The organism is Eubacterium sp. AM46-8, assembly GCF_003466705.1.
Lineage (GTDB): Bacteria > Bacillota > Clostridia > Lachnospirales > Lachnospiraceae > Lachnospira.
This window is the reverse complement of the sequence record NZ_QSEU01000003.1, coordinates 84087-109755: the sequence shown is the minus strand read 5'-3', so window position 1 is coordinate 109755 and position 25669 is coordinate 84087. Positions and strand designations below refer to the sequence as shown.

28 protein-coding genes and 1 riboswitch are annotated in these 25669 nt (G+C 37.4%); of the genes, 6 read left to right on the top strand and 22 right to left on the bottom strand.

The features are described from left to right. Positions 1-40 precede the first annotated feature (40 nt). The 12 genes from DW963_RS02965 to DW963_RS02910 form a co-directional block, all read right to left on the bottom strand. Positions 41-931, bottom strand: coding sequence for an ABC transporter permease (locus DW963_RS02965; protein ID WP_117913781.1), 891 nt, complete (start codon positions 929-931; stop codon positions 41-43). After that, the gene (locus DW963_RS02960) at positions 931-1839 is read right to left on the bottom strand and encodes an ABC transporter ATP-binding protein (RefSeq protein ID WP_117913780.1); all 909 of its coding nucleotides are present in this window, start codon (positions 1837-1839) and stop codon (positions 931-933) included. Before DW963_RS02960 ends, DW963_RS02965 begins: the two co-directional genes overlap by 1 nt. A gap of 140 nt (positions 1840-1979) precedes the next feature. After that, positions 1980-2894, bottom strand: coding sequence for a hypothetical protein (locus tag DW963_RS02955; protein WP_117913779.1), 915 nt, complete (start codon positions 2892-2894; stop codon positions 1980-1982). A gap of 271 nt (positions 2895-3165) precedes the next feature. After that, positions 3166-3585, bottom strand: a complete 420-nt coding sequence (locus DW963_RS02950) for an N-acetyltransferase (RefSeq protein ID WP_117913778.1) — start codon at positions 3583-3585, stop codon at positions 3166-3168. Positions 3586-3605: 20 nt separating this feature from the next. Next, positions 3606-3956, bottom strand: a complete 351-nt coding sequence (locus tag DW963_RS02945) for a P-loop NTPase family protein (RefSeq protein WP_117913777.1) — start codon at positions 3954-3956, stop codon at positions 3606-3608. Next, positions 3949-5295 (bottom strand): MATE family efflux transporter, encoded by a 1347-nt coding sequence (locus DW963_RS02940; protein WP_117913776.1) that lies wholly within the window; start codon positions 5293-5295, stop codon positions 3949-3951. Before DW963_RS02940 ends, DW963_RS02945 begins: the two co-directional genes overlap by 8 nt. Positions 5296-5324: 29 nt before the next feature. Beyond that, complete coding sequence (locus DW963_RS02935; RefSeq protein ID WP_286168972.1) at positions 5325-6245, bottom strand: hypothetical protein; 921 nt, start codon at positions 6243-6245, stop codon at positions 5325-5327. 17 nt (positions 6246-6262) lie between these two features. Next, entirely contained in the window at positions 6263-7534 is a 1272-nt protein-coding gene (locus tag DW963_RS02930) for a hypothetical protein (RefSeq protein WP_117913866.1), read from the bottom strand. Between the two features lie 311 nt (positions 7535-7845). Continuing rightward, positions 7846-8256, bottom strand: coding sequence for an HI0074 family nucleotidyltransferase substrate-binding subunit (locus DW963_RS02925; RefSeq protein ID WP_117913774.1), 411 nt, complete (start codon positions 8254-8256; stop codon positions 7846-7848). After that, positions 8243-8533, bottom strand: coding sequence for a nucleotidyltransferase family protein (locus DW963_RS02920; RefSeq protein WP_117913773.1), 291 nt, complete (start codon positions 8531-8533; stop codon positions 8243-8245). Before DW963_RS02920 ends, DW963_RS02925 begins: the two co-directional genes overlap by 14 nt. 160 nt (positions 8534-8693) lie before the next feature. Continuing rightward, entirely contained in the window at positions 8694-10529 is a 1836-nt protein-coding gene (locus tag DW963_RS02915) for a hypothetical protein (RefSeq protein WP_117913772.1), read from the bottom strand. A gap of 201 nt (positions 10530-10730) precedes the next feature. Continuing rightward, positions 10731-12179 (bottom strand): helix-turn-helix domain-containing protein, encoded by a 1449-nt coding sequence (locus tag DW963_RS02910; protein ID WP_117913771.1) that lies wholly within the window; start codon positions 12177-12179, stop codon positions 10731-10733. Between the two features lie 194 nt (positions 12180-12373). Beyond that, a riboswitch (THF riboswitch) is annotated at positions 12374-12470 on the top strand. 61 nt (positions 12471-12531) lie between these two features. Between DW963_RS02910 and DW963_RS02905 the strand changes: the two genes are divergently transcribed. After that, on the top strand, positions 12532-13149 hold the full coding sequence (locus tag DW963_RS02905) for a folate family ECF transporter S component (protein ID WP_207659010.1): 618 nt from the start codon (positions 12532-12534) through the stop codon (positions 13147-13149). Positions 13150-13316: 167 nt separating this feature from the next. Here DW963_RS02905 and DW963_RS02900 read toward each other — a convergent pair whose 3' ends face one another. The 5 genes from DW963_RS02900 to DW963_RS02880 form a co-directional block, all read right to left on the bottom strand. Further along, entirely contained in the window at positions 13317-13862 is a 546-nt protein-coding gene (locus tag DW963_RS02900; RefSeq protein WP_117913864.1) for a hypothetical protein, read from the bottom strand. Between the two features lie 40 nt (positions 13863-13902). Next, a complete protein-coding gene (locus DW963_RS02895; RefSeq protein WP_117913770.1) occupies positions 13903-14205 on the bottom strand; it encodes a type II toxin-antitoxin system PemK/MazF family toxin in 303 nt (100 codons plus the stop codon). Then, entirely contained in the window at positions 14205-14447 is a 243-nt protein-coding gene (locus tag DW963_RS02890) for an AbrB/MazE/SpoVT family DNA-binding domain-containing protein (protein WP_117913769.1), read from the bottom strand. Before DW963_RS02890 ends, DW963_RS02895 begins: the two co-directional genes overlap by 1 nt. 69 nt (positions 14448-14516) lie before the next feature. Then, positions 14517-15710 carry an esterase/lipase family protein gene (locus DW963_RS02885; protein ID WP_117913768.1) on the bottom strand — a complete coding sequence of 398 codons (1194 nt, stop codon included), beginning with the start codon at positions 15708-15710 and terminating at the stop codon, positions 14517-14519. Next, positions 15697-16599, bottom strand: coding sequence for a LysR family transcriptional regulator (locus tag DW963_RS02880; protein ID WP_117913767.1), 903 nt, complete (start codon positions 16597-16599; stop codon positions 15697-15699). Before DW963_RS02880 ends, DW963_RS02885 begins: the two co-directional genes overlap by 14 nt. A gap of 128 nt (positions 16600-16727) precedes the next feature. On the opposite strand from DW963_RS02880, the gene DW963_RS02875 reads away from it, so the two are divergent. From DW963_RS02875 to pyrB, 5 genes are read left to right on the top strand one after another with little or no spacing between them, the layout of a single operon-like run. Further along, the gene (locus DW963_RS02875) at positions 16728-17489 is read left to right on the top strand and encodes a DUF4866 domain-containing protein (RefSeq protein ID WP_117913766.1); all 762 of its coding nucleotides are present in this window, start codon (positions 16728-16730) and stop codon (positions 17487-17489) included. Next, positions 17476-18642: a threonine/serine exporter family protein gene (locus DW963_RS02870; RefSeq protein WP_353652758.1), complete on the top strand. Its 1167-nt coding sequence runs from the start codon at positions 17476-17478 to the stop codon at positions 18640-18642. Before DW963_RS02875 ends, DW963_RS02870 begins: the two co-directional genes overlap by 14 nt. Next, complete coding sequence (locus DW963_RS13900; RefSeq protein ID WP_353652538.1) at positions 18531-18815, top strand: threonine/serine exporter family protein; 285 nt, start codon at positions 18531-18533, stop codon at positions 18813-18815. Before DW963_RS02870 ends, DW963_RS13900 begins: the two co-directional genes overlap by 112 nt. A 37-nt stretch (positions 18816-18852) precedes the next feature. Beyond that, complete coding sequence (locus tag DW963_RS02865) at positions 18853-20154, top strand: adenylosuccinate synthase (protein ID WP_117913765.1); 1302 nt, start codon at positions 18853-18855, stop codon at positions 20152-20154. After that, positions 20151-21107 carry an aspartate carbamoyltransferase gene (gene pyrB, locus DW963_RS02860; protein ID WP_117913764.1) on the top strand — a complete coding sequence of 319 codons (957 nt, stop codon included), beginning with the start codon at positions 20151-20153 and terminating at the stop codon, positions 21105-21107. Before DW963_RS02865 ends, pyrB begins: the two co-directional genes overlap by 4 nt. Positions 21108-21182: 75 nt before the next feature. Here the strand turns inward: pyrB and DW963_RS02855 are convergent, their stop codons facing one another. The 5 genes from DW963_RS02855 to DW963_RS02840 form a co-directional block, all read right to left on the bottom strand. Then, a complete protein-coding gene (locus DW963_RS02855; RefSeq protein ID WP_117913763.1) occupies positions 21183-21725 on the bottom strand; it encodes a GNAT family N-acetyltransferase in 543 nt (180 codons plus the stop codon). Next, positions 21700-23469, bottom strand: coding sequence for a diguanylate cyclase domain-containing protein (locus DW963_RS02850; protein ID WP_117913762.1), 1770 nt, complete (start codon positions 23467-23469; stop codon positions 21700-21702). Before DW963_RS02850 ends, DW963_RS02855 begins: the two co-directional genes overlap by 26 nt. Positions 23470-23593: 124 nt before the next feature. Then, positions 23594-23863, bottom strand: a complete 270-nt coding sequence (locus DW963_RS13895; protein ID WP_353652757.1) for a class II aldolase/adducin family protein — start codon at positions 23861-23863, stop codon at positions 23594-23596. Beyond that, complete coding sequence (rhaD, locus tag DW963_RS02845; protein WP_353652756.1) at positions 23836-24408, bottom strand: rhamnulose-1-phosphate aldolase; 573 nt, start codon at positions 24406-24408, stop codon at positions 23836-23838. Before rhaD ends, DW963_RS13895 begins: the two co-directional genes overlap by 28 nt. Beyond that, positions 24408-25643 carry an L-rhamnose isomerase gene (locus DW963_RS02840; protein WP_286168969.1) on the bottom strand — a complete coding sequence of 412 codons (1236 nt, stop codon included), beginning with the start codon at positions 25641-25643 and terminating at the stop codon, positions 24408-24410. Before DW963_RS02840 ends, rhaD begins: the two co-directional genes overlap by 1 nt. Positions 25644-25669 lie beyond the last annotated feature (26 nt).

Below are 25669 nucleotides of genomic sequence, written 5' to 3'. Positions count from 1 at the left end.
TTAAGCATTTTTATATGATATTAAGATTATATTAAGATTATTATCTCTCCCGAATCATGATAATCAGAAGATAAGCTGCTCCGAATACAACTATGCTTCCAGCCATAATTAAATACATCTGTGGCACGCCAACGACATGTCCCCTGAATACAGGATTACAGTCGAGAGTGTTCCTTATGACTGTGACCGCTTCTGGCGGAAGCCCTGTGTCTGCCATCTCTTTATACACTCCGTTTAGCATATGGTTCTTAACCAGAGAAGTTCCGTATGTACCCGGAAGGTAGGACAATGCTTTCTGCAGCCCTGAACTAAAATTAGATATCGGCATGTATGCACCACACACAAATCCATACCCTGCACTTACAATAGTTCCAACCGCCGACAACTGCCCCTGCGTCTTTAGCGGATAGCTTACAATGCTTGAAAGCGTGCTTCCAAATAACACCAGCAGAATCATATCCAATATAACAAATATTACATCTGATGCACTCATATACCAGCCCATCTTCAATATGTAAAGCAGGCATAATGCAAGTGCTGTGCCATTAACCATAAGCGAATTAAGTACTGTTGATAAGAAATATCCTATATAAATCTTTGTTTTGCTTACAGGCGAAACATCAAAATCTTTTCTTGCTCCGCTGGCTCTGTCCTGAACCATCGTAAGATTGACGCAGAATGTAACAGTTACACAGCTTACTGCAAGAAGTGCCGCAGCTAACTGTGCTGCCACTGTGCCGTTAATTATTTTGTCTGGTAAATCAATCATGTCCTTAGTTGCAGAAACAAAAGAATCTTTGTATACATTTGCTAAAAATGTTGCGTACAAAACGATAAGAATTACAGGAGTTATCATTGATGAGAATAACATTCCTTTGTCCTTAAAAAAGAGTTTTCTGTTTCTGCTTACAAGTGCGGTTATCTCTTTCATCACTGACCACCTCCCAATATTTTCCCAGTCACAGCAAGAAATACATCATCCATACCGCCTTTTACAACTTCATAATCACGGAATATCTCCTGATGTTTCACAATCATTTTCGTAGCTTCAAGTGTGTTCTTAACCTGAATCCTGTAACCATCACGGATTGCTTTGTACTCTGTTCCCAAAGTTTTAATCTCATCCTCTGTAACTCCGTACAAAGATATCGTATCCTGAACATATTCGTTCTTTAATTCCAAAGGTGTTCCCTCTGCCACGATGCTTCCCTTATCAAGAATCACAACATATCCGGCACTTGCCGCCTCCTCCATGTAATGAGTTGTAAGGAATACCGTCATGTTCTCCTCTGTACGAAGTCTCTCAATAATATTCCATATAAGAAGCCTTGTCTGCGGGTCAAGTCCCGTCGTCGGCTCATCAAGAATCAGTATCTCCGGTCTGTGAATCAGCGCCCTTGCAATATCAATTCTTCTTCTCTGTCCGCCTGACAGCTTACCAACCGGTCTGTTAATGTAATCCCCGAAATCAAGTATCTCCACCAGTTCTGCCAGTCTTTTTTCGAATGAATTTCCAGTAATTCCATACAACGCTGCCCTGCTTTTAAGATTCTCCTTAACTGTAAGAGGTTTATCAAGAACACTGTCCTGAAACACAACTCCCAGCAGCCTCTTTGTTTCACTGCCTGCCCTGTCTGCTTCTTTATCCTTAATCCACACATTTCCGCTGTCCTTGCGTAACTGCCCGCATATAATAGAAATCGTTGTGCTTTTTCCAGCACCATTTACACCTAAAAATGCGAACAATTCTCCCTTCTTTACGCGGAAACTTAAGTCATTAACTGCCTTCACATCGCCAAAACATTTATTCAGATGTTCTATCTTAATAATATCCGACATACGCCCCTCCTTATTGAGAATTACTTCATGTATTTATTAATCCATTTTACCACATCCAGCATGCTAAGTTGCATTCAGACAAAAAAGACACAAATCAATGTACTTTGTGCCTTAAAAATCATATTAGTTTCATAACATTTTCAGAATAAATCCAGCATATTATCCAGATATATATCTTCTCTCACATGTATCTGATACTCCGGCTTTATCATGTAATACAATAGGAATTCCAGCACCAGTGCGCTTCCAAGTCCCCGTCCTTCCATCTTGAAATTGGAAAATCCCATTGGCATATATGTATTCCTTATATCATCAACACTGATAAATGCTGGATTCTCCATTGCCTTAGAAAACCGGTATCCACTCTGTGAATCCGGTGCAACACATACATGGTCTGGACAGCCCTCACCAAGATTCTGACGGCTCACAATCTCATAACAATTCTTTCTGTCGTAACATCCGAACCAGCAGCACTCATTACACAAGAATTCCACCTTATCTTTTTCTTTATCTGTCAGCTTCTCCAGTTTCTCAAATGCTTTATTCAACCTGAAATCCGGCACTACATACTGGAAATCTTCTCTTTTCACCTCATTTGAAAAGTCATTAAAATCCGTCAGCACCTTCGTTGTCGATGATACAAGATAAAGATTCGGATAATGCTTCTTGATATACCCGGCAAGAAGGTCTGAATGTACAATCACGCCATTGCTGACTGCATTCCTCATGCCCTCGCTGTCATTAAGTGCCTTACATAACGCATTACATTTTTCATCAGCTAAATGTTCTTCGCGAAGCAGTGAATTGCTGAATGTCAGCCTTGCCGATATCCCATATTCACTCATCAGATTCATAACTTCCTGCACACCATGTTCACCGGGACCTATTCGTCCACCGCCCCAGATACAGTCTGCAGGCGCACCATATATTGAGCCAATCCCGCACCAATCATAGAAATACTCTCTGTGCTCCCGATATATCGGTAAAAATGCTTCATACAACTCATAGAATTCAAACAGCCCCGGAAGATGGTAATATGCAATAGTCTTTCTCATTAAAATAATCCGTCTCTTTCATACATGATTATGATTACTATTGTTATACCATATTCCTGAGGAGTTCTCTACTAGCTTATTGGAAATATTGACCCATCCCGGTTTTCAAATGTTTCGTAGCCCCTTGAAACTATACTCGAAGCAATTCCAAGCTCTGTCGCCTGCAAAATCATATTTTCCATTATGCAGAATGCATCTGCTGTCTTGAACAAAATTAACATTTAACATCAAAATATTTATCTCTGAATACATTATAGGGAATATACACATATTACCGCCATGTCATTACATAATCTTTTTCGCCCGTAGCTTCGTCCAATCCTTCATTCTGAATCTCAAATCCCTCTCTCTGATAAAAATGTATCGCTCTAGTGTTTTTCTGATACACATTTAAACTTAATTGCGTTCTGCTTTCCTTTACAAAATCCAGCAAAAGTTTTCCTATGCCATGCGACTGCAATCTATCACAGACAAAAATCCCTTCAATATAATCACCGTTTAAGCCTATAAATCCCTGTATTTCCCCATTACTCTCACACACATAGACCTCCGCCTGTAACAGCATTTCTTTTACCAGCTCATAATTACTTTCCCAGTATTTAGCAGATATAAAATTATGTGCCTTTATATTAGTATCCAGCCATATGTCTGCTACTTTAGTTATATCTGTTTTTTGTACTACTCTTATCATAATAACTTCCCCTATCTGAACTAAGCTTGCAGATAGTTTTCCATAACAAATGCATACGCATCTTTTGAATGTTTAAATATTTTAACCTTCTCCCCATAATGGCTCAGTTCCTGCAATAATCCTTTTTTCATTCGATTAAATTCAAAAACCCATTTAATGTTCAACCATAAAAAATCCCATGTTGGTCTTGAATTATAAGACTCTCTTCCTCTCCTTTGCCTAATCCATCGTTTAAATACTCTTGCCAATCTTATAATTATGTATTCATCTAGTATAATAACATTATCGCAGCAGTCGAAGCTCTCTTTAAGAACCTTTCTAGGAGAACCTTCTACAATCCAGTCATTTTCTTTTATTATATCATCAATCAACCATTTCAACCGGCCATGACTTTCTGAGTGCCACATAGGAAATCAGAAAATTTGCAAACCAGCCGGCTGGTACAGCAAGCCAGACAAACTCTATACCAAAACGCGGTGCACAAATCAGAGCAACTGACAGACGGATTGCAAGGTTAACCATATTAGCTATAAGAAATGGCCGCATGATTCCCAGCCCACGAAGGACTCCATCCGTTGCCATCTTGATACCCATGAAAATGAAAAAGTAACCTAACCATTTCATGTAATCCCCTGACACCTGATATGCCAAAGCTGTTCCATCTTTACCAAGGAACAGCGAAGAAATGTGTGTATGCAGTGTCTCAATGACTATGAAAGCAAGGACCGCAAAACATATATCTAACACGAGTGCAGCATGATATCCTTTTTTGATACGCCCAATTTTCTTCGCGCCAAGATTCTGGGAAACATAAGGTGACACTGCGTTTCCAATGGATACAAATATAAGTGAAAATACATTTTCTACTCTCATTGTCGCTGCATAACCTGCGAGTGCCTGCGTACCAAACGGATTTACAACTGCCTGTACTATCATCATGCCAATCGATACTGTAGACTGCTGAAGAATTGATGGTATGGCAATCTGAAGCATTGAACGTAACTCCTTCCTGTCAAACCAATCAAAATGACTTTTATACCGACGCATCCGGCAAAAGAAAATTACAAATGAAAATACCGCTGAGATACCCTGTGCAATCAAGGTTGCAAGAGCTGCACCAAACACGCCAAGTCGTAAGCCAGCAACCATCCAAAGATCCATCAGAATATTTAAGACGGAAGAAAATATAAGAAGCACCAACGGAATCTTTGATTCACCGATTGAAGTAAACATTGTTGAAAGAATGTTGTACATAAACAAAAACGGAAATCCCACAAAATAAACACGAAGATACAGTACAGCTTCATCCAGTATATCAGCTGGTGTCTGTAATAAACTCATCATTGAATGTGATAACCCGAAACCAAAAATTCCCAGTAGTATACTTAAAATTAGGAAACTGATTAATGATGTTGATACAATGGTCTTCATTTTACTATAATTTCTTGCACCAAAATAACGGCTCACAAGCACTCCGGCACCTACCCCGGCACCAAGTGCCACACAAATAAATACATTTGTGAGAGCAGCGCATGCTCCGACAGCCGCAAGTGCAGATGAACCGACAAACTGACCGACAATAATTGAGTCAGCCATATTATATACTTGTTGGAAAAAACTCCCCAGAATCATAGGCATGGCAAAAACAGTCAGTGCTTTAAGGGGCGCATCTGTAATTAAATATTCATCCTTTGATTCATCTTTTGACATTCTCTTATTTCTCCTTGAATTTCTCGTTTTTATCCTCTTCCCATATACCCCCTGATATAGTTCACAGCATCACTTATTTCATCAATAATCTTATCTGGAATCTGCAGATTATACTGTCTTAAATCTACATCCTGTAACAGCTGTCCAAGGCTTGTCCCCTGATTGTATTGAACAATAAACAGGCTGTATAGAGGTATTTTGTTCCCAAATACATCCATGTAATTATTAACAAGTGAGAAGTTGATAGTTCCTAGCATTGTATGACATTCAGCCAGATATAATTTATCAGGAATGTAATCATACACATGCATTTTATCATTCTTAATCTCTTCTAACAATAATTCCTGCTCATCTTCTGATTCAGCATCCATATCTTCTTCATAAAAATCTGATTCTGACGCAGCTGCTGTATCCTCATTTGAAGGAATTTCTTCTGCTGTCTCCGGGAATTCTGATATATCAATTCCTTCAAACAAAGTACTCATATCCCCTAGATTATTATCTTTTTTTCTCTCTCCAGCCTTGAGATCCCAGTCATCAACAAACTGCTTATAATTGCCATAATTGTTCTTAAGAAATTCCATGTTATCATATATTTCCTGTTCATTGACTCTCATCTTTACAATGGTAAGAATTGCATTGCCAAGCTGATTAATCGTTCCCACATATTTTCCGGTAAATACATCGTCCTTTAACACAAGCGACAGAAATAATGGTTCTCCTGACATATTTTTATAACCGGTATCAACAAATACATTGGTTGCATCATAACTTGTTACCATCTTAAGTTTAACATCCATATATATAATATGTTCATATGGATCAGCCAGAACATAATCTATTATCTTTGATATGGTTGGTGTTTCCACTGTTTCATCCACATTTTTTCTAATATTATATAAAACTTCTTCTTCTCTTCTCAAATAAATATTCTTGTATATATTAGTCATTGTCCCTGCCTCCCCTCTCACTGTATAAGCTTCATAAGTTCAGGAACAACCGCCTTCAATTGTTTCTGTACCTCATAAGGAATCTCTCCATAATCAATATTATCTGCCATATGGATTATTGCAGTATACTCATATTGCGGAATTGTTAATGTATATGCGCTTCCGACAAATAAAGAATTAATAATACTTACATTAATCTTTCCAAATAATGTCGTTATCTCCGCTATTACATATGTACCCTTCTTAACCTCATAGACAACCGGCAAACTATTAATATTCATGCTCTGGATAATTGTCTGCTCCATCTCCACAGCATAATTACTATCGTCACTGGTATACATCAGCTCCTGCTTCTCTTTTATCTTATTACTGATAAAATCGACAGTTTTAGGAATCAGTGGCTTTAGCTCTCTTTTAGCACGCTGCCATCCAATCAGATAGCTATAATAAACAATATCATTCTTGTGTGCCTTATTAAATGGCAGTATAGATAATGAAGCTGCTATCTTGTTAAGCGTCCCACAGTAGCTTCCTACAAATGCGTCGCCTCTTTTAGTAAGATTAATATAAATAAGTTCTTTAGTATCAGGTTTTATATATCCTGTTTCAACCAGGGCATTAGTTGCTTTATGAACACTTTGTGGAGCCATTGAAGCATCCATATGATAAATCCTGTTTTCTATATCTTCATTGACATATGAAACAATATCTTCAACACTAATCTGACCAGCATACACATGGAGCAGATAGGCTATATTATTCTTAAGACTCTCGATTCCCATAATTGTATAGCCTTCTGCAATGGTAACATTCCTTGACTCCACACTGACCCCTTTACTTTGATTACTAAAAACTCTCTTATTCCCTGATGGACAATAAAATGTGAGGTATTTGGCATCAATTTGGGCAAAATAATTCTCAATATCAGCATTTGCTTTTTCTAAAGTCCTGATACACTGCCTTTTTCTGCTCTTCTCAAGTCTTCTGTTATCAAGAATCATTGCCAGCTCATTTGTCGGAATCCTTGTATCATCAAATGACCACTTGATAAGCGGTAAACCAGCATCTTTTAATCTTTTATTAAGGTTATTCGGATTTTGTGAATAATGTGTATCACTTATAAATGCTTTAATTTCCTTATGCTTAGGTGCATTAACATCATATAAAGCCTCACTGTTCTTATGCATTACATGCCTCATGTCAGAGGCCCATTCAAGTACATCACACTGCTGTTCTGTCAGGCTGTCAGCCAGATTCGCAGATGTAGCTATTTCCTTGTTGCGCTCCATTCGCATTTTTACATATTCTTTTGATAAACTTATAAATATCCCTTCCTTCTATATTATTTTTAAACTAGACAAATGCTGTTTATATTATAATCTTTTTCACATGTAATTCCAATTAATTTATTATAAATGCTGTTATTCATACTTTTCCCCAGACAACCCATGCACTACTGAACAAATCCTGAAAATACATCATAACCAACCCCAATCCCGTCAAAAGCAAAGGACACATGCCCTTCCTAAAGGGTATGTGTCCCTATTATATATCTATATTTCATCTTTTCCATCAAACCAGTTTTTATACGATATATTTTTTACTCCCAGTTACTCTCTGCTTCATCCAGCTTCCTTGCAAGTGTATCTTTAAGAGCTGTAAGCGCAGGAATAAAGCTGTCGCGTATCAGCAGAATCAATTCATCTACTTCCTCCTCATTATATATATGAACAGAGGTATTGCGTTTTTTTAACATAAGCAACCATGTTTCGGAATCATTTATAAATCCAAATTTATAGCCAAGCTGCAGAATCTCTCGTGGTGATCCAGTAGAAGAATCTTCTACGCCATGTTTTCTCATAATCTCCTGCAACGCTTTCCATGCAAGTTCAAAAGTAAGATTAAATTGTCCAATAACCCCTGTCCGGTATATATCATTAGTTTCTGCCATCTTAAAATCCGCATTAGCTAATATAGTCAGACAATTACTAAAGTTATCAAGCTTTTTCATAAATCACTACACCATCCTTTTCTATCTCCCCTTTTAATTCATCTGAAATTGATACATCTGCCTGTACAATATCGAACATCAGCAGAGAATGTGTTTTTTCCTTTACATCCCAATAAAAACCATCAAAATCCCCACCATACACAGCAATATCTATGTCACTCCGTTCCGTGTTCGTACCTCGCGCACGAGAACCAAAAAGTATGATTTTAGTAATAGAATGTTCCTTCGCAAAAGAAACAATTTCTCTTAATATCCGGTCTGGTAAATTGTATTTCATATTCAATATTGCCCCCTTATCTGCATTAATTATACTTAATTCTATCCATAAATACAATAAACCTACCCTATTGTTTTCCTATAAAAATCATAAAAATACAAAAAGTGGGAAGAACTTAATCTTCCCACTCCTTGTATCCTTACTATTCTTATTTATCGTATTATCTATTCATTTTTCTTGCTTTTACAGCAAAGATATAAAGAGTTATACCACAGCAAAGAATAATACATAATGTAAGCCAGATTACAATATTGCTGTTATCACCAGTCTGTGGTGTTTCAACCTTATTATCAGCCGCTTCAGTTACATTTTCTGTTGAATTACCTGTAAGCTGTTGTCTTGTTATAAGATATGTTGAGCAGTGATCCTGCTCTACTGTCATATAACCATCATTATCAACTATTGCTGACATCATGCTGATTATGGTGCCATCATCTAATAGCTGGCTGTAGTAAAGCCTCTGGCCTGCATAGGCTTTTCCTACATTTAACCTGATGCTTGCTCTGGCTGGAAGCGTACCAGAATAATTGTATACTATCTTGGATACGAATATATCCTCTGTTACATCTTCCGGTATATTTCCAGCTTCTTTTATATCAGAAGTAATCACTGTTGAAAAATCATAGATTTCAACCTGTGATACTTCTGACATAGTTCCTTTGGCAAATGTAAATGTAACATCGTTATTGGATTTGATAACAACATCATTTGCTTTGTTATCTTCTATAATCTTTTTGATTTCATCAGCCTTAATAGTTGTGTTGCCATCTGATACATCTACTATTATAGTATCATCAGCTGATTTAGCAGTAAATGTAAGCTTATCAGCTATACATTCGACATTATAAAGAGCATCTATTTCTGTTCCATCATACTGGTAGCCGTCTGGCAGCTTATCATCTCCCCATACAGGCTGGTATGTTGCTACCGGATTGTTATAATCAACAAGCCATAATTCATCATTACTTTTTTCATCTATGCCAAGTTTTTCAAGAAGCTTACAGATTCTATAAGATGTCTCGTTATTTTCATATGCATATGCAGAAACATATTTTTCTTTGGTTGCTGTATTTATTATAACCTGACATGTTCCGCCGCTTCCACCATCTGACTCATAATATGATATAGGCTGGTCTAATGTGGTTTCTGTGTATCCGGCAGGGATATTGTCATATTCACCGGTCTTTTCTGCGTAATATACATCACCCAGAGCCGCCTTTGCAGTAAGCTTATATACTGTATAAGTTACTTTAGCAGGTTCAACATAGGTCAGTTTCTTAATATAATATAACGAAGTATTATCTGTTGCACTCTTATATACTGTATTAGTTGTATAAGGATCGTACTCATAATACTTAGCACATATCCTTGATATTTCTAGTGGGTGTGAAACGTTATAGCTTACATTTTCCTTTAAGGTTCCATTATCCCTGATTGGTTTGTCCGTGAGATTATCACTTGTATACACTACTGCCTTTGTACCGGAATATATGGTGACATTACAGGTGTCTGCAACTGAAAGTACGGAATTGGTTCCCTCCGCTAAGAGGCCTACACTATAATCATCTGCCTTGTCTGCATTAATAACTAAAGAACCATTTCCACATATATTGATGGAACCGCCCCAGGCATCACCATATGAACCTATACTTCTGATTTCATTATCACCAATAAGGTTAATCTTGAAATCATCACCCATCATATTAGTAACTATTACTGCTGCCTTGTTTTTAAAATCATTTAATGTAAGTGTATTGGATTCTCTGTCATAAGACATTCCTGCTATGGAATTAGTGCCTTTTGAAGAAAATATAAGAGTACTATCTTCTCCAATTCTCACATTAATATAAGCATAAGCCCAATCACCAGTATCACATGGTCCATTAGCGGCTTTTACCTGTGGTGCAGCATATAAAGCTGCTGAGGATACAGCAAGCACGACTGCTCCTGCTAGTGCGGCAATTTTTTTAATATGCCATTTTTTGTTTTTAACCATACATCTTTTCCTCCTGTTTCTTAATAATAATTGTCTGGAATCAAATGACCCATATAATAAATCTTATACATATAAGCTGTTATCAATATATATAACATTATGAATAAAGTATATAAGGGAAGTCCGCCAATATACTAAAATAGCGTGGCGGAAGTCCGCCACGCTACTTTAGACCCTAAAAAAGAAAGGAAAACAGATTAATCACACACATTTATTAAACAGATTAATAAGTCCAACTCGTGATTTCACACCGGTTTTTTCATAAATAGCTGAAATGTATCGTTCAAGTGTCCGTCTTGATACATGCATATGCTCCGAGATAGTCTGGATATTATCCTCAGTAGTAACAAGATAGCTAAATACTTCTCCTTCTCTTTCGGTAAAGGAGTATTGCGTAGTTAATTTATGTAACTGTTCCTGTTCGTTTGTCACTTCATCTGTATGCTGAGTAAACTGTTGTATAAAATAATATTTTTCAAATGTATATATTACTGACATAATACTTACTAAAACAAATAAAACAAGTATAAGAACAATCTTTAAAAGGTTATTATCAGAGGAAAGCAGTTGTAAAACAAAGCTGGCAATAACAGCGGCAGTAATATTGTTAACAGCCCGCCCCATTCCAGCCCAAAGCTCAGGTATTCTGACATACTGTGAAAGCTCCATGAATTCTGATGTAAAGAAAACAGCAAAAAATCCAGCAGACAGATAGAATACAATAAGCACAGCCACGAATGGCTTGGAAAATTCAAGCAGGACAATACACAGGGTAGAAAGAATCATTATACAGTACATGATGATTCCAGTATACTTTCTATTACTAATATCAAATATAAATCCAGCAGCAAGCCCACTGAAGGCAAGCAGAATTCTGGCTCCCTGTCCTATGTCAGCAATACCGTCGGAATGGACGAGTGTTACTGCGCTGTCGAGAGTGCTGAATAAACACGCCATAAGTATCACAAGAACTATAATGCTAATATATAATAAAATATTATGCTTATTACCTTTTGCTGAGATTTCAATTATAGTTTTAGCAGCATATTTGTCAGTGCTATAGCAGCTGAGAATACGTTCATTTTCTATCAGTAAGATAAAAAGCAGCAGCATAGATACTAACAATATAACAAGCTGTATTGTTCTTATATGAATGGCATTATGGTTGATAAACTGAAGCAGAATACCAAGGGAATATGAAATTCCGGCCGTTTTTGCCAAATGTCTGTTTCTAATCATACAAGCAGAAACATAATATGCATTACTGCCAACAAGACCAAGAAGTATAAAAAGAATAATTCCCGCACCAAATATATATTCAAAGGATTTACCGCAGCTAATGCTGATTGTTAAAAAAACAGTTAGTAATCCGGTAATAATAATCAAAAGCTTGTAAAGCCTGTTGTTTAAAAAATGTTTAAACAGAGGATATAATAAAAAACCTGCTGTACTGACTCCAAGTACATAATTCTGGGAAAGAGTGGCTTTTTGCTGTGATACAAGAAGTGAAATCCTGCTTACAAACATATATTCAACACTTAAGAAAACAAATGTAAACAGTCCCATTAAAATAATGGCATATATATGTGGAATGCTGGTTATTGTTTTGATACCACCAGCTTTTATAGTATCCTTCTGAGGTGAATTCATATAATAACACTCCTTACATATGACGATAATGTGTGGATTGCAAAGCAATGAACGAATCCATAGGTGTTATAAAATTATATATTTGAAAGGAAGTTAAGTCAATGATGTAAAATTGCTCAGTTTTTCACACGTTTTTATGCTTTACATTTATATGAATATGTGCTTTAATAGTGCCTGTACAAATCAATTATATAAGCAGAGTAGGAATATGTGCGTTAAGTGCCATATGGACAGGGAGTTGCCATACGGACGAAAAGATTTCTTGCGATACATAATCCGCATCCCGCTGCTACATATACTGGTCAACAGCCTCTTATGTAGTGCGAATACTACTGCAAAGGAGGTTATTTTTATGTCAATTTTATTAAAAAATTTTGCATTTTCAGCAAAAGAGTTCAAATGTCTCAAGTCAATTGTTGCTGCGGCACTCCTCGTCGCACTTCACACTGTTTTAGCAGTTTTTGTATCTATTAATGTAACCCCGACACTCAGAATTTCAGTATCTTTCCTCGCCAATTGTGCAATTGGATACATGTTCGGTCCTGTTATGGGATTCATGTGCGGAGGACTTGGCGATATAATCCAGTATATTATTAAGCCAACCGGTCCTTATTTTCCGGGCTGGACATTAAGTGCTGCTTTAGCTGGGCTTATCTATGGTTTATTTTTCTATGACTGCAACATCAAAATTTCCAAGAAAAAAGTAACAGGTGAAAAACGCAGTCTTTTAGAGATTATAGATTTCAAATTCCTTATCAGAGTTGTGCTTGCCCTTACTATTGATACACTTCTTGTAAATGTTCTTCTTGGAACATACTGGTGCAGCATAATGTACGGCAAAGGATTTATGTTTTATCTTACAATGAGATTTACCAAAAATCTTATCCAGCTACCTATCAACATTTTCTTAACTTACAATGTTATAGGAATTGTTAAAGTGATTAATAATAAAATATATAAAAACGAATAAACAAAACGCAGGATATAGTGACTAACTCCCATATATCCTGCGTTTTTTGATTTATCATTGCTTACTGCGTATTTAAGCCGCTCTCCTGCTAATCTTTGCATGGCTTCAATTATTGATATGGAACTCTTATGAAACAATATATCCTAGAAAAGTGAGATTTTCCCTGTTTATATCCTCTTATAAATAATTGGTTCATCATATCCAAAAGTTCTTTTTCCGTTAACTTCCATGCTTTCAGATACTTCCAGGCAGCTATCAGAAAACTTTTCCCAAAGCTTAAATGTCATTACCGGTGAAAACTGGCTTATGCTACCTCCCTCCCAGATTCCATTCTTTTCATGATAAAGTGCCGGTGTAAACTTTTCAGATTTTTTCAGTTCAGCATAATCAACATTCTTCATAGAATTATATGAAAATGTATTCTTGTCTTCTCCTGCTGGAATTTCATATGAAGAAAGAACAATTCCGTCCTCAGTTTCCATAATAAGGAAAATGTGGGGTGATGCATGGCGTTTTCCATTGGTTTCATAATAACTTTCTTCAACAACAAATTTTCCGTTAAAATCCTTAGGAATGTTTTTTATTTTATCATTACATATAGTATTGATGTGTTCTGCATAAGGATATATTTTTCCTGCCTTCTGCATAATATCAAATTGTTCTTTGTTATCAAATTGTCCTGTCATCATTCCTATAAATTTATCAAGTTTCATCTTATTTTTGCCTCCATCTTTAAATTTTATATAGTTAATATCATATATACTCAAAAATTCCTTGTATTGCATCAGATATATTAATCAATTCAGATAGAGGCATGCTATCTATTATTTTATATCCACGCACAGATAAATCCAACAACGCTATTTTTTCACACTGAACATATCCCTCAACTTCTTTTGTTGATGTCCATATGTGAAGTGGTCCTTCATTAGAATCAGCAATAATAGGACAGCCTATTATTTCTCCACTTTCGTTAAAAAAATTTTTACTTACAACTAATACTGGCGGTTTTATTTTTTCTACTTTAATAATGTCACCCTGATGTGCAATCCCCATCACCATACCTCTCTTCCAACAGGTTCTCCCCAATCATATTCACCATCAAGCATTAACTTGCCATTATATTCTGCCGCTCTTTCTTCTAAAGTTTTATGTCTGAAAGGTTTTGCTAATGTAATCACTCCATCTGATACTGTAACTTCTAACATTTCGTTTAATGCTATTCCAGCACTTTTTAATATTTCCTTAGATAATCTGATTCCCTGACTATTTCCCCATTCTCTTACTTGTGCCTGCATACAATCACCTCTCTTCTTTGTATATACCTAGTATATACAAATGTTAGAAATTTATCAATATATTTCAAATCAAAATCCCATCTTCTTAAGTCCCGCAACAACCTGCACATAAAATTCCCGAACATCAAATCCTTTAATGTTCTCCCTGTTAAGATCTATCATATCACCATGCGATATGCCTCTTTTGCCGCTGACAGTAAGAAACTGATAGTTCTGTCCCCATCTAAAGGATTCTTCTCCAACAAGTCCGTCATTTGGTCCGTCAAAATATTTCACCAGTGGATATGTAAAATTAAGTGGAAATCTTCCCGAAGCCGGATGGTTTAGTTTAGAACCAACTGACTGATAATAAATGTCTGGATTATCCTTTATTTCATTGTTAAATTCACTGCATTTTTCTGATGTAAGGTCATATACTGCAGCAAGAAAATCAGGGTTAATGTCTCCGAGTTTAGCTGCTCCCGCGTTATATGTATTGGCAACCATCTGCTGCTGTTTTTCAGGAATTTTGCCAAGAAGGTAATCAGCGAACTGACAGCCCCTGTGTGGTGTATTTATCGTTGTAAGAGAAGCCACATAAGGTGCAATATCTGTAAGCACTAACGCTGCCCTCATGTCAAGTCCTCCTTTTGAATGAGCAATTACATTTACTTTCTCACAACCTGTCTCTCTTATAATCTGATGAATCCTTTCTGCCAGCTCTTTAGCACTGTCTCGCACAGCCGCAGCACTGTTATGATTTCCATAGTAAATCACTGCACCATTAGCCTTAAGCTCTGCCGGTATTCTTCCCCAGTAATTAAGATGTTCAAAATCCCTGAAAAATACGCCATGCACCATAAGAACAGGATATTTCGTACTGCATATCCGCTGTTCTTTGCGCTGCAGATTTCTCTTAGCACGCATTTTCTCCATGCGGACTTCCTCACCAACTGTCTTTATAATAATATGAAGCATGACAAGATGTGCAACAGGTATCCATCCGCACACGATTCCAAGCACTCTCCATCTGATTCCAAGCTGCTCAGATGTCGCATACACCATAATAATTCCTATCCAGAATATTATGCTTTCCACAAGAATTCCTATCCCTGCCCGGATAAGCCAGTAAACTGGAGCTTTTACTATTCCTGCCGGACCACCAAACCATTTTTCATAACAGCCTGTAAACCCTATTATCAGATATATTGATAATATTACTGTCGTCCAGCAGAATATTTTCAGCATAATTCTGCCAAAGTTACATACTTTAATTCTCCCCATAATTAATCTCCCCTATTGTTTTTCTCAACTTTCTTGCCGCCGAACTCACCGGGTGTCTGCTGTCATAGACAAGACATATATTTCTCTTCGGAATATTATCCTTAAGAGATATCTTCACAATCTCTTTCTTATCAATCGATTCCTGCGCCATTGTCTCTGGTAAGAATGCAAGTCCTAATTCACATTTTACAAGAGGAAGTATCTGGTCTGTTGTCGCAGCCTCCGTATCAGGCTCTAATTCAACCCCATGTGACATAAATAAATCTTTATAGAATCTGAATGTCATAGTCTCTCTGCCAAGGCATATCAGTGGATAATCCGTCAATTCTCTTATTGATAATTCCTGACTTCCCAATGCTGTAAATGTAGTTCCTCCGACAAGTATTTCCTGAAAAGAATGCAGCACCACCGTCTTTAGTGATGAATCTGCGTACACAGGTGATGATACCACTGCAAAGTCTACCAGTCCATTTTTTACTGCATCAACCGCCTCCGGCGTTGAATGATTATATATCTTAAGCCGGATTCCGGGATTGACCATGTGAAATGCTTTTAACTTATCAAGAAGAAATATATTAAGCGCAGTCTCACTTGCCCCTATGGAAATACTGCCATGTGAAAGACTTGCACTGTCCGCAAGCTCTTCTTCTGCTGCCATAAGCTGTGTCATAGCCGCTGTAACCCTTATATACAGTTTTTCCCCCTCTGGTGTAAGCTGTATTCCCCGGTTATTTCTTACAAACAGTGTTGAATTAATCTGCTGTTCCAGACAGTTCATTGCCCTTGTAACATTAGGCTGGCTGCTTCCTAATGCCTGTGCGGCTTTCGTAAAATTCTTATATCTTGCCACATAATAAAATATCTTGTAATACTCAAAATTAACATCCATAACTTATCGCTCCGTAACGTCTGACATATCATATTGTTATAGCATTTATATCAATTATAGTTTTTACTTATCTCTATGCCAATAGTATAATCTAGCCGAAATTGAAAAACAAGAAGGAGCTGACGATTATGAAAGAAAAAACTATCTTTCCAAGAGAAGAAAAATCTGAGGTTTTATTTGATAAAATTTTAAATGACCCTTGGGCTTACAACAAACTTTTCCAGACATTCTGTAACAATCTGTTTTGCAATGATGATTCTGAAACAATACTTTCACCGCTTCAATTCACAGAAGCATTATTCAACTGCTATTCTAATAAGGATTTATCCGCATTTCTAATGGCTATAACACAGAATACCATGTTTGATTTACTGAGAAATTCATTTCTTATCCCCTACCGCTTCAACGCTGACGGCAAACCAAATCCTATAATTATGACAGATGATAAAGGCATGCTGCTTCCGGAATTTGCTAATTCTGTTCATGAAAAAGACTATCAGCATTTTTATAACATTTATAAGAACCTTGATAATAATAAAAATATGTTTCTTGCTGAGGCTTACAGATACAGTCACACATATGGCGATGACCCGTCTGTAGTGGAGCAGCAGGTTCTTGAGAGAAGCACTGGTATACTGCTTATCCGCGAACTGCCTGACACTGTCAGAATGAAGGAAACCGAAGCAGAGGCCTATAGTGCTGTATGGGATCTTATGCTTGAGCTTGAGAAGAATCTTCCAATGGCATACATATTCTATGGTCAGGATTCATTCGTTGAACACAATGAACATTTTGATGAACTTGGAATTTTCCTTCCTAATTCTATATTCTTACGAAACCTTGAACACTATGTTAAGAAAGCAGAGGCGATTATATATGCCAAGGACTAATTACATTGACATTATGGAAAAAAATCATATGGAAATTCCGTGGCACGACTATACGAATGCCGACAGCAATGCATTAATTGCTAATGCAGACCTTATAGAAAAAGCCTCCGTTATCGGTCGTGTAGGTCTGATTATGCTATCATGCGGCACTGGTGCATGGCGTGTCCGTACATCTATGAATAAGCTATCCAAGGAACTTGGAGTAACCTGTACCGTGGATGTTGGCCTTATGTCTATTGAATTTAACTGCTTTGATGGTAATGACTGCGTATCACAGTCGTTAAGCATTGCCAATACCGGTGTTAATACCTCCAAGCTTTACAGAATGGAACAGTTTGTTGACAATTTTCCTAATGAAGAAGCCCACCTTACAGGTGAAATGATTCATAAAAGGCTTGATGAAATTGAACAGATACATACCCTGTATTCACCAGTCAAGCTTGGACTTGCCGCCGCTCTAGCATGTTGCGGATTCACATTTCTGCTTGGCGGCGGTCCTATAGAGATGCTTTTCGCATTCATTGCAGCCGGAACAGGTAATCTTATAAGGACAAAGCTTATTAAACATCATTTTACACTATTCATGAATATAGCAGTTTCTATATCAGCCTCATGCCTTATATATGCACTGCTGCTTAAACTTGCTATCCTGATGTTTAATATTCCTTCTGTCCATGAAGCCGGCTACATATGTTCCATGCTTTTCATAATACCTGGATTTCCTTTCATCACCAGCGGTATTGACCTTGCAAAGCTCGACCTGCGGTCTGGTATTGAAAGGCTGACATATTCAATAATCATTGTGCTGGTTGCTACCGTATTTGCATGGATTATGGCTTTGTTACTGCATTTGCAGCCAGAAGAATTTACTACATTACATATTGGAAAAATGTTACATCTGATATTAAGACTTATTGCAAGCTTCTGCGGTGTATTCGGATTCTCTATCATGTTTAACAGTTCTGTTCCGATGGCGGCTATGGCTGCTCTTATTGGTTGTATCGCCAATACGCTGCGTCTTGAACTTGTTGATTTACAGGCATGCCTGCCGCTGCTGCCGCATTTATTGGTGCTGCTACTGCCGGATTACTTGCCTCATTTATTAAAAATTATAATGGATATCCTAGAATATCACTTACAGTTCCTTCCATAGTTATTATGGTACCCGGACTTTATTTATATCGTGCAATATACAATTTCGGCATAATGTCCCTGACAGAAGCGGTCTCATGGTTTACATCAGCAATTATGATAATTGTTGCACTTCCACTCGGACTTATATTTGCCAGAATTATTACGGACCGCACATTCCGTTATTGCACTTAATATTAACTATACATTTATATAAGGAGGAATTATTATTATGCTTACTTCTGTAACAGGTATTAACTGGGGCGACGAGGGCAAAGGCCGTGTAATTGACCTTCTTGCTGAAAATGCAGATATAGTCGTCAGGTATCAGGGCGGCAATAACGCCGGTCACACTGTTGTGACTAATCAGGGAAAATTCGTTCTTAATCTTCTGCCATCAGGAATACTTCACTCCAATGTTATATGTATTCTTGGAGACGGCATGGTTGTTGACCTTGAACATCTTGCCAACGAAATAAAGCAGATTGAAGACAGAGGAATACAGATTAATCCAAAACATTTGAAATTATCTAAAAAAGCTACAATATCTATGCCATGGCACAAGGTACAGGATGAACTTGAAGAAAACAGACTAGAACGAACCGGCTCTGCTTTCGGTTCTACAAGACGAGGCATAGCATATGCCTACAGTGACAAATACAGAAAAAAGACTCTGCGTCTTGGTGACCTTCTTCACTTAGATGATACAGCTGTACAGGCAAGACTTACAACTATTCTTGAGTCCAAGAACCTTGAGCTTGCCGGCTGCTATCATCAGGAGCCAATGTCTTATCCGGCACTTCTTGACTGGTGCAGGGAACAGGCTGAAAAGTTCAGCAAATACATATGCGATACAGGCACATTTATAGACAAAGCATTATCCTGTGGTAAAAAAGTTATTCTTGAGGCTCAGCTTGGTGCATTAAGAGATATTGATTACGGTATCTTCCCTTACACTTCAAGTTCATCAACTATATCTGCCTATGGTCCTATCGGTGCAGGAATTCCTGGAAGACACGCTGACCATGTCGTTGGCGTGCTTAAAGCCTATTCTACCTGTGTCGGTGCAGGACCTTTTGTTGCTGAAAATGCTGTTTCAGAAAAATGGCAGCAAGACTTAAGAGAAGCCGGTGGTGAATTCGGTGCTGCAACAGGCCGTCCTCGCCGTGTTGGTCCTTTTGATGCAGTTGCAAGCAGATACGGACTCAGATGCCAGCATGCAGACAAAATCGCACTAACCAAGCTTGATGTATTAAGCTCTATGAAAGAAATTCCTATAATTACAGGCTACAATGACCCAAACGGCTCTCTGGTTGAATTTGACCCAACTGATAACCTTGATTCATGCACTCCTGTTATATACAAAGTTCCCGGCTGGGAAGAAGATATATCACATTGCAGGACATTTGACGAGCTTCCTGCTAATGCAAAAAATTACATTAAAACAATTGAAGATATGCTTCATGCAGAAATCAACTTTATATCTGTCGGTGCTAAGAGAGATGAATATTTATTAAAAGGAGAGTGGCTATGAGACATCTGATAACCCCTATGGATCTTTCCGTTGAAGAAACTATGAATATATTAGATCTTGCGGAGCGGATATCCATTGGACCACAATTATATAAGCATGTTGCCGATGGCAGACAGCTTGCTACACTTTTTTACGAACCAAGTACCAGAACCCGTTTATCTTTCGAGTCTGCTATGTTAAGTCTTGGAGGACAGACGCTAGGCTTTTCAAGTGCAGCTCAGTCTAGTGCTTCCAAAGGTGAAACCGTTGCTGATACTGCAAGAGTTGTAAGCTGCTATGCAGATATAATTGCGATGAGACATCCAAAAGAAGGTGCTCCACTGCAGGCATCAATATATTCACGCATTCCTATAATAAACGCAGGAGACGGCGGTCATGCGCACCCTACACAGACACTTATTGATATGATGACTATAAGACAGCGTAAAGGAAAGCTTAATAACCTGACTATCGGTTTCTGTGGCGACCTGAAATTCGGACGGACGGTACACTCCCTTGTCAGCAGCCTTACTCGTTTCTCTGATAATAAATTCTACTTCATATCTCCCGAAGAATTACGGATTCCGGATTATCTGAGAGACGATGTATTAAATCCATCTAATTCAACTTATGAGGAAGTGTCAAGCCTTGAAGATACTCTTCCTAAACTTGATGTTCTGTACATGACAAGAGTACAGAAAGAAAGATTTTTCAATGAAGAAGAATATCTCCGTTTAAAAGATGTCTACATTCTTGACGAAGAAAAGTTAAAGCTAGCTGATAAAGATATGCCTGTTCTTCATCCTCTGCCACGAGTCGATGAGATTTCCCTTGATGTCGATGACGATTCAAGAGCTGCATATTTTGACCAGGTCCAGAATGGAAAATACATAAGAATGGCTCTTATTATGGCTTTACTTGGTATTACCGATCCGGTAACGGGCAGAAAAGTTCTTGATACACACAGCCTATAACTAAACATTCCATATAAAAACTGCCATCCGCTAAACTTAATGTTAAACGGACGGCAGTTTTATGTTTTTATATATTTATCCCCAGACTTCTTTCGGTTCTGCGTTATGCTCCCCAATCATCTTCTCCATCCACACCATATCGAACCACTGGTTAAACTTATACCCACTGTCATGAAAACGACCAACTTCTGAAAATCCCAATCTGCTATGGAAGCGGATACTGTCATCATTAAGATACTTGCTTTCCTGTACAGGGCATGCAATACATGCATTCATATTAAGTATTCCCATACTCTTAAGTTCATGTTCAAGTCTGTCATATAAAAGTCTTCCAATTCCCATTCTCTTGCAGTCCTGTCGCACATAAATAGTTGTCTCAACAGACCAGTCATATGCTCTCCTGTCCTTAAAACATCCGGCATATGCATAACCGACAATCTGTCCATTGTCAACTGCCTTGATATATGGATATCTGTCTGAAATATTCACAATTCTTTGTCTGAATTCTTCTACAGAAGGCACATCATATTCAAATGTTATCGCTGTATACTTAACATATGGTGCATATATATCAAGAAGTTCCTCTGCATCTTCAATTGTTACATTCTGAATTTCCATAATTTTCTCTCACTATTTCCAGATTAGTTATCAATGCATAGATTACTCTTCCATATCGTCCGTTCTCAACAATTCTTCCATGGTCAAACACCTGTATATGCCCTCCATCTGCTTTCTGCATATTAAAATGCGTATAACCATTAGTATGTCCTTCATCTATCTGCTTCCATATATCTGCTATAACAGCTTCCCGTTCATCCACCTTAATGATATTACGGAAACTTCTTTTTGTATATTCAAGCAGTTCATCCATATTCTTACAGCCTGCAAATCTGATAAATTCGCGGTTTGCAAAAAGAATTTCATCATCGTTCTTATCTGCTTTGTATATGATAAATGCTCCTGGAAGATTTTCAGAAACATCTTTAAGTACAAAACCAAGCTGTGTACGAATCTCCATCCTGAGTCCGTTCTTATATGCCATACAGCCATTCTTTCCACGAAGTTTCACCTCATAAAGTGCAGTATCAGCACAACGCATGAGTTTTGATGGTTTGTCACCATGAACCGGATATTCAGCATATCCAACTGATATAGTGAACTGCTGCTCTTCACCTTCATATTTAAATGAACGTTTTAACTTTGTGAATTCCTCAAGTTTTTCCTTAACATCTGCACATGTGCAGTCTGGCAGGAAAATACAGAATTCATCACCACCATTTCGTCCTAAAACCACATTTTTATCAAAAAACTTCTGCATTCCCTCAGACAATGCTTTAAGTGCCACATCTCCATAAGCATGACCATACATATCATTGATAGTCTTAAAATCATCAATATCAAATTCTACTCCTACGCAATGATTATCCGGATTCTGCTTAAGATACCTTGTCACTCTTTCATCATATCCATGTCGGTTATATATTCCTGTCAAAGCATCTGTTATAGCCAGTTTCTTAAACTTCTTTCTATGTTCGTCAAGCACAAGCAGCGCACATGTAAACCCTGTAAGAAGCAGTACAATAATAATTCCGCCTATTCCAGCCGCATACAGATATATTCTTTCAGACTGGGTCTCATATGGCATTATATCAAGCTTCCACTTGCTGTCTCCTATATCAAATGTATACGAAACAGGATTCTTTAACTCTTCTTCCGAGCCATACACTTCTTCAAATTCAGACCCCCACGGAAAAGCAGTTTTATATAATGTATAATTATAACCAAAATCAGAAAGTGCCTTCATTGAATCAGCAAAGATCTCAGGAACACGGATTATAACTATTGCAAATCCCCAGAAATCTTCATGTCCGTTTTCTTCAATGTATACAGGGTTTCTTACAGCTACACCATATCCCCCCTGCTTTAATTGAAATGGTCCCTGCATTGTAACAACTTTATTATCTCTTCCATAACGGCATATTTCACCACGGTCTTTATCATTTAACAGATCAATCTTTCCAGCATCATTACCTTCCTGAGGATAAATATCTGTCACAACACCATCTGGTGCAATCTGGATGCTCTGAACAGAATCTGCCATCATCTCCTCTGCTATCTCATAGAATTTATTAATCTGTCCATCATCACTTATAATTATCTGTCTTAATGTGTCCGAAACGCCTATGCCTTTCATAATATCTGTCTTCATACGCTCGGCATAAGTCATTGCGTTAAGATTCGCCATTGTCCTGTTCTGCTTATTCTGTTCGTTATTTATGCTGCATACAATACCTGCCACAGCACTCATTCCGATTATAAATACAACTAGTGGAATAATAATATTTTTCTTTATAAAATGCATCCCATTCACTCCAAACTGCTGATTTGTAAATATTTGTTTATTATATCACTTTAAATGTTATTCCGCATTAAAAATGACGCAGGAATTTCCTGCGTCACTGCATCTGTCCTTATATGAAGCTGCTTTATATATTAAGGAAATCTTTTCTATAATCCACCTTAAAGAATTCTGCAAGCTTAATCATATCTTCGTCTTTTATTGTATTCTTTCTCTCAAGTCCAGCTGTAAGCATATATATCTGTGCCGCTTTTTCAACAGTTTCAATAAGTCCAAATGTCTCATCAAGAGTTTTTCCAGCACCATATATTCCATGCATTGCCCATATAACAAGTCTGAATTCTTTCATTTTTTCTGCTGTTGCCTCGCCTATTTCATTAGTTCCGCAAAGCTCCATGGGAGAATACCTACACCATCCGGGAACACAACTATACACTCTGTACACATTTCCCAAAGTGTATGCGTGAATTTCTTCTCGTCAAGTTCATGAATATAATTCATGGCAAGTGTATTAGTTGGATGTGAATGTATAACAACTCTGTTATCTTTATCAACAGAAAGTCTTGCCATATGACTCATAAGATGCGCTGGTAATTCACTTGTGAATTTTCCTCCATCCTTATATCCCCATAATAACTGCGCTGTTGTTCCATCTTCAGCTATTCTTATTATTCCAAGATTATTCTCTGGATCTGTCTTTACATTTTTAAAGTACTTACCTGTACCGGTTACTATAAATATTCTGCCAATAAGTGCATCTGCTTTGAAACCCGTCGGAATCTCTCTTAACACATAATTAATATCAAGATATTGTGCAACTTCTTCTTCATCAAGCATATAGCTGATATTACCACCATTTCTTTCGTCCCAGCCAAGACGATACATATTAGCTGTAGTATCACACATTTCTTTAACAAAAGGTGCTGTTAATATATCTTTCATTATCGTGCCTCCAATACTTTCTTTTCGTAATCCATAACCTCACTGATATAATCTGCTGCCACATTTTCTCTATTAAGATATTCCTGCCATATATCTCCAAATGGCATAATCTTTAATTCTTCCTGTGCTGCCATAAGTTCTGTGAACCTTCCTTCGTTCTGAAGATTGCGAAGTGATTCTGGCTCTAACAATGCATACAAAAGAGCTTTCTGAACACTTCTCATTCCGGTTATCCATGCAGATATTCTGTTAATTGATGCATCGAAATAATCAGTTGCTATAAATACCTTGTCAAGCGCATCTGCTCTGACAATTTCTTTAGCAATCTCTCTGGTTTCATCATCATATAAAACTACATGATCGCTGTCCCATCTTACAGGTCTTGTAATATGTAATGCTAAGTGGTCATTAAATAAAAGCATTGATGATACCTTATCTGATACAACCTCTGTAGGATGATAGTGTCCATTATCCATAAGTGGGGTTATGCCTGCTCTTGCTACATAATTCATGCAGAATTCAGACGAACCAACTGTGTATGATTCAACGCCTATGCCAAATACTTTAGATTCAAGACACACAAACACATTGCTCTTATCATATGGAATTGAAAGAATTTCATCTAAAGATTCTTTAAATCTCCTTCTTGGTCCAAGTCTGTCTGCCGGAATATCCTTATAGCCATCCGGAATCCATATGTTCATTACACATGGCTGTCCTGTTTCATTAGCAAAATATTCTGATATCTCAATACATCTCTTGCCATGTTCAATCCAGAATTTTCTTACTTCTTCATCTGGTGAGGATAATGTAAGTCCATCTTTAACCATTTTATGTGAGAAAAATGTTGGATTAAAATCAATTCCCATATTGTATTTCTTAGCAAATTCTACCCATCTGGCAAAATGTTTTGGTTTAATTGAATCCCTGTCTGAACCGTCATCTATAATGGCATAACTGGCATGAAGATTTAGCTTCTTCTTTCCAGGTACAAGTGTCAATACTTTGCTTATATCCTGCATAAGCTGCTCAGGAGTATCTGCTCTTCCCGGATAATTTCCAGTAGTCTGTATACCACCTGACAGACTTTCTCTGCTGTCAAAACCAATTACATCATCGCCCTGCCAGCAGTGCATTGATACCGGCACATTCTTTAATCTTTCTAATGCAGCCTCAGTATCAACTCCTATACTCTGATATATCTTTCTTGCTGATTCATATCTTTCATTAGTCATATATAGCATTATCCTCCTTATATAAT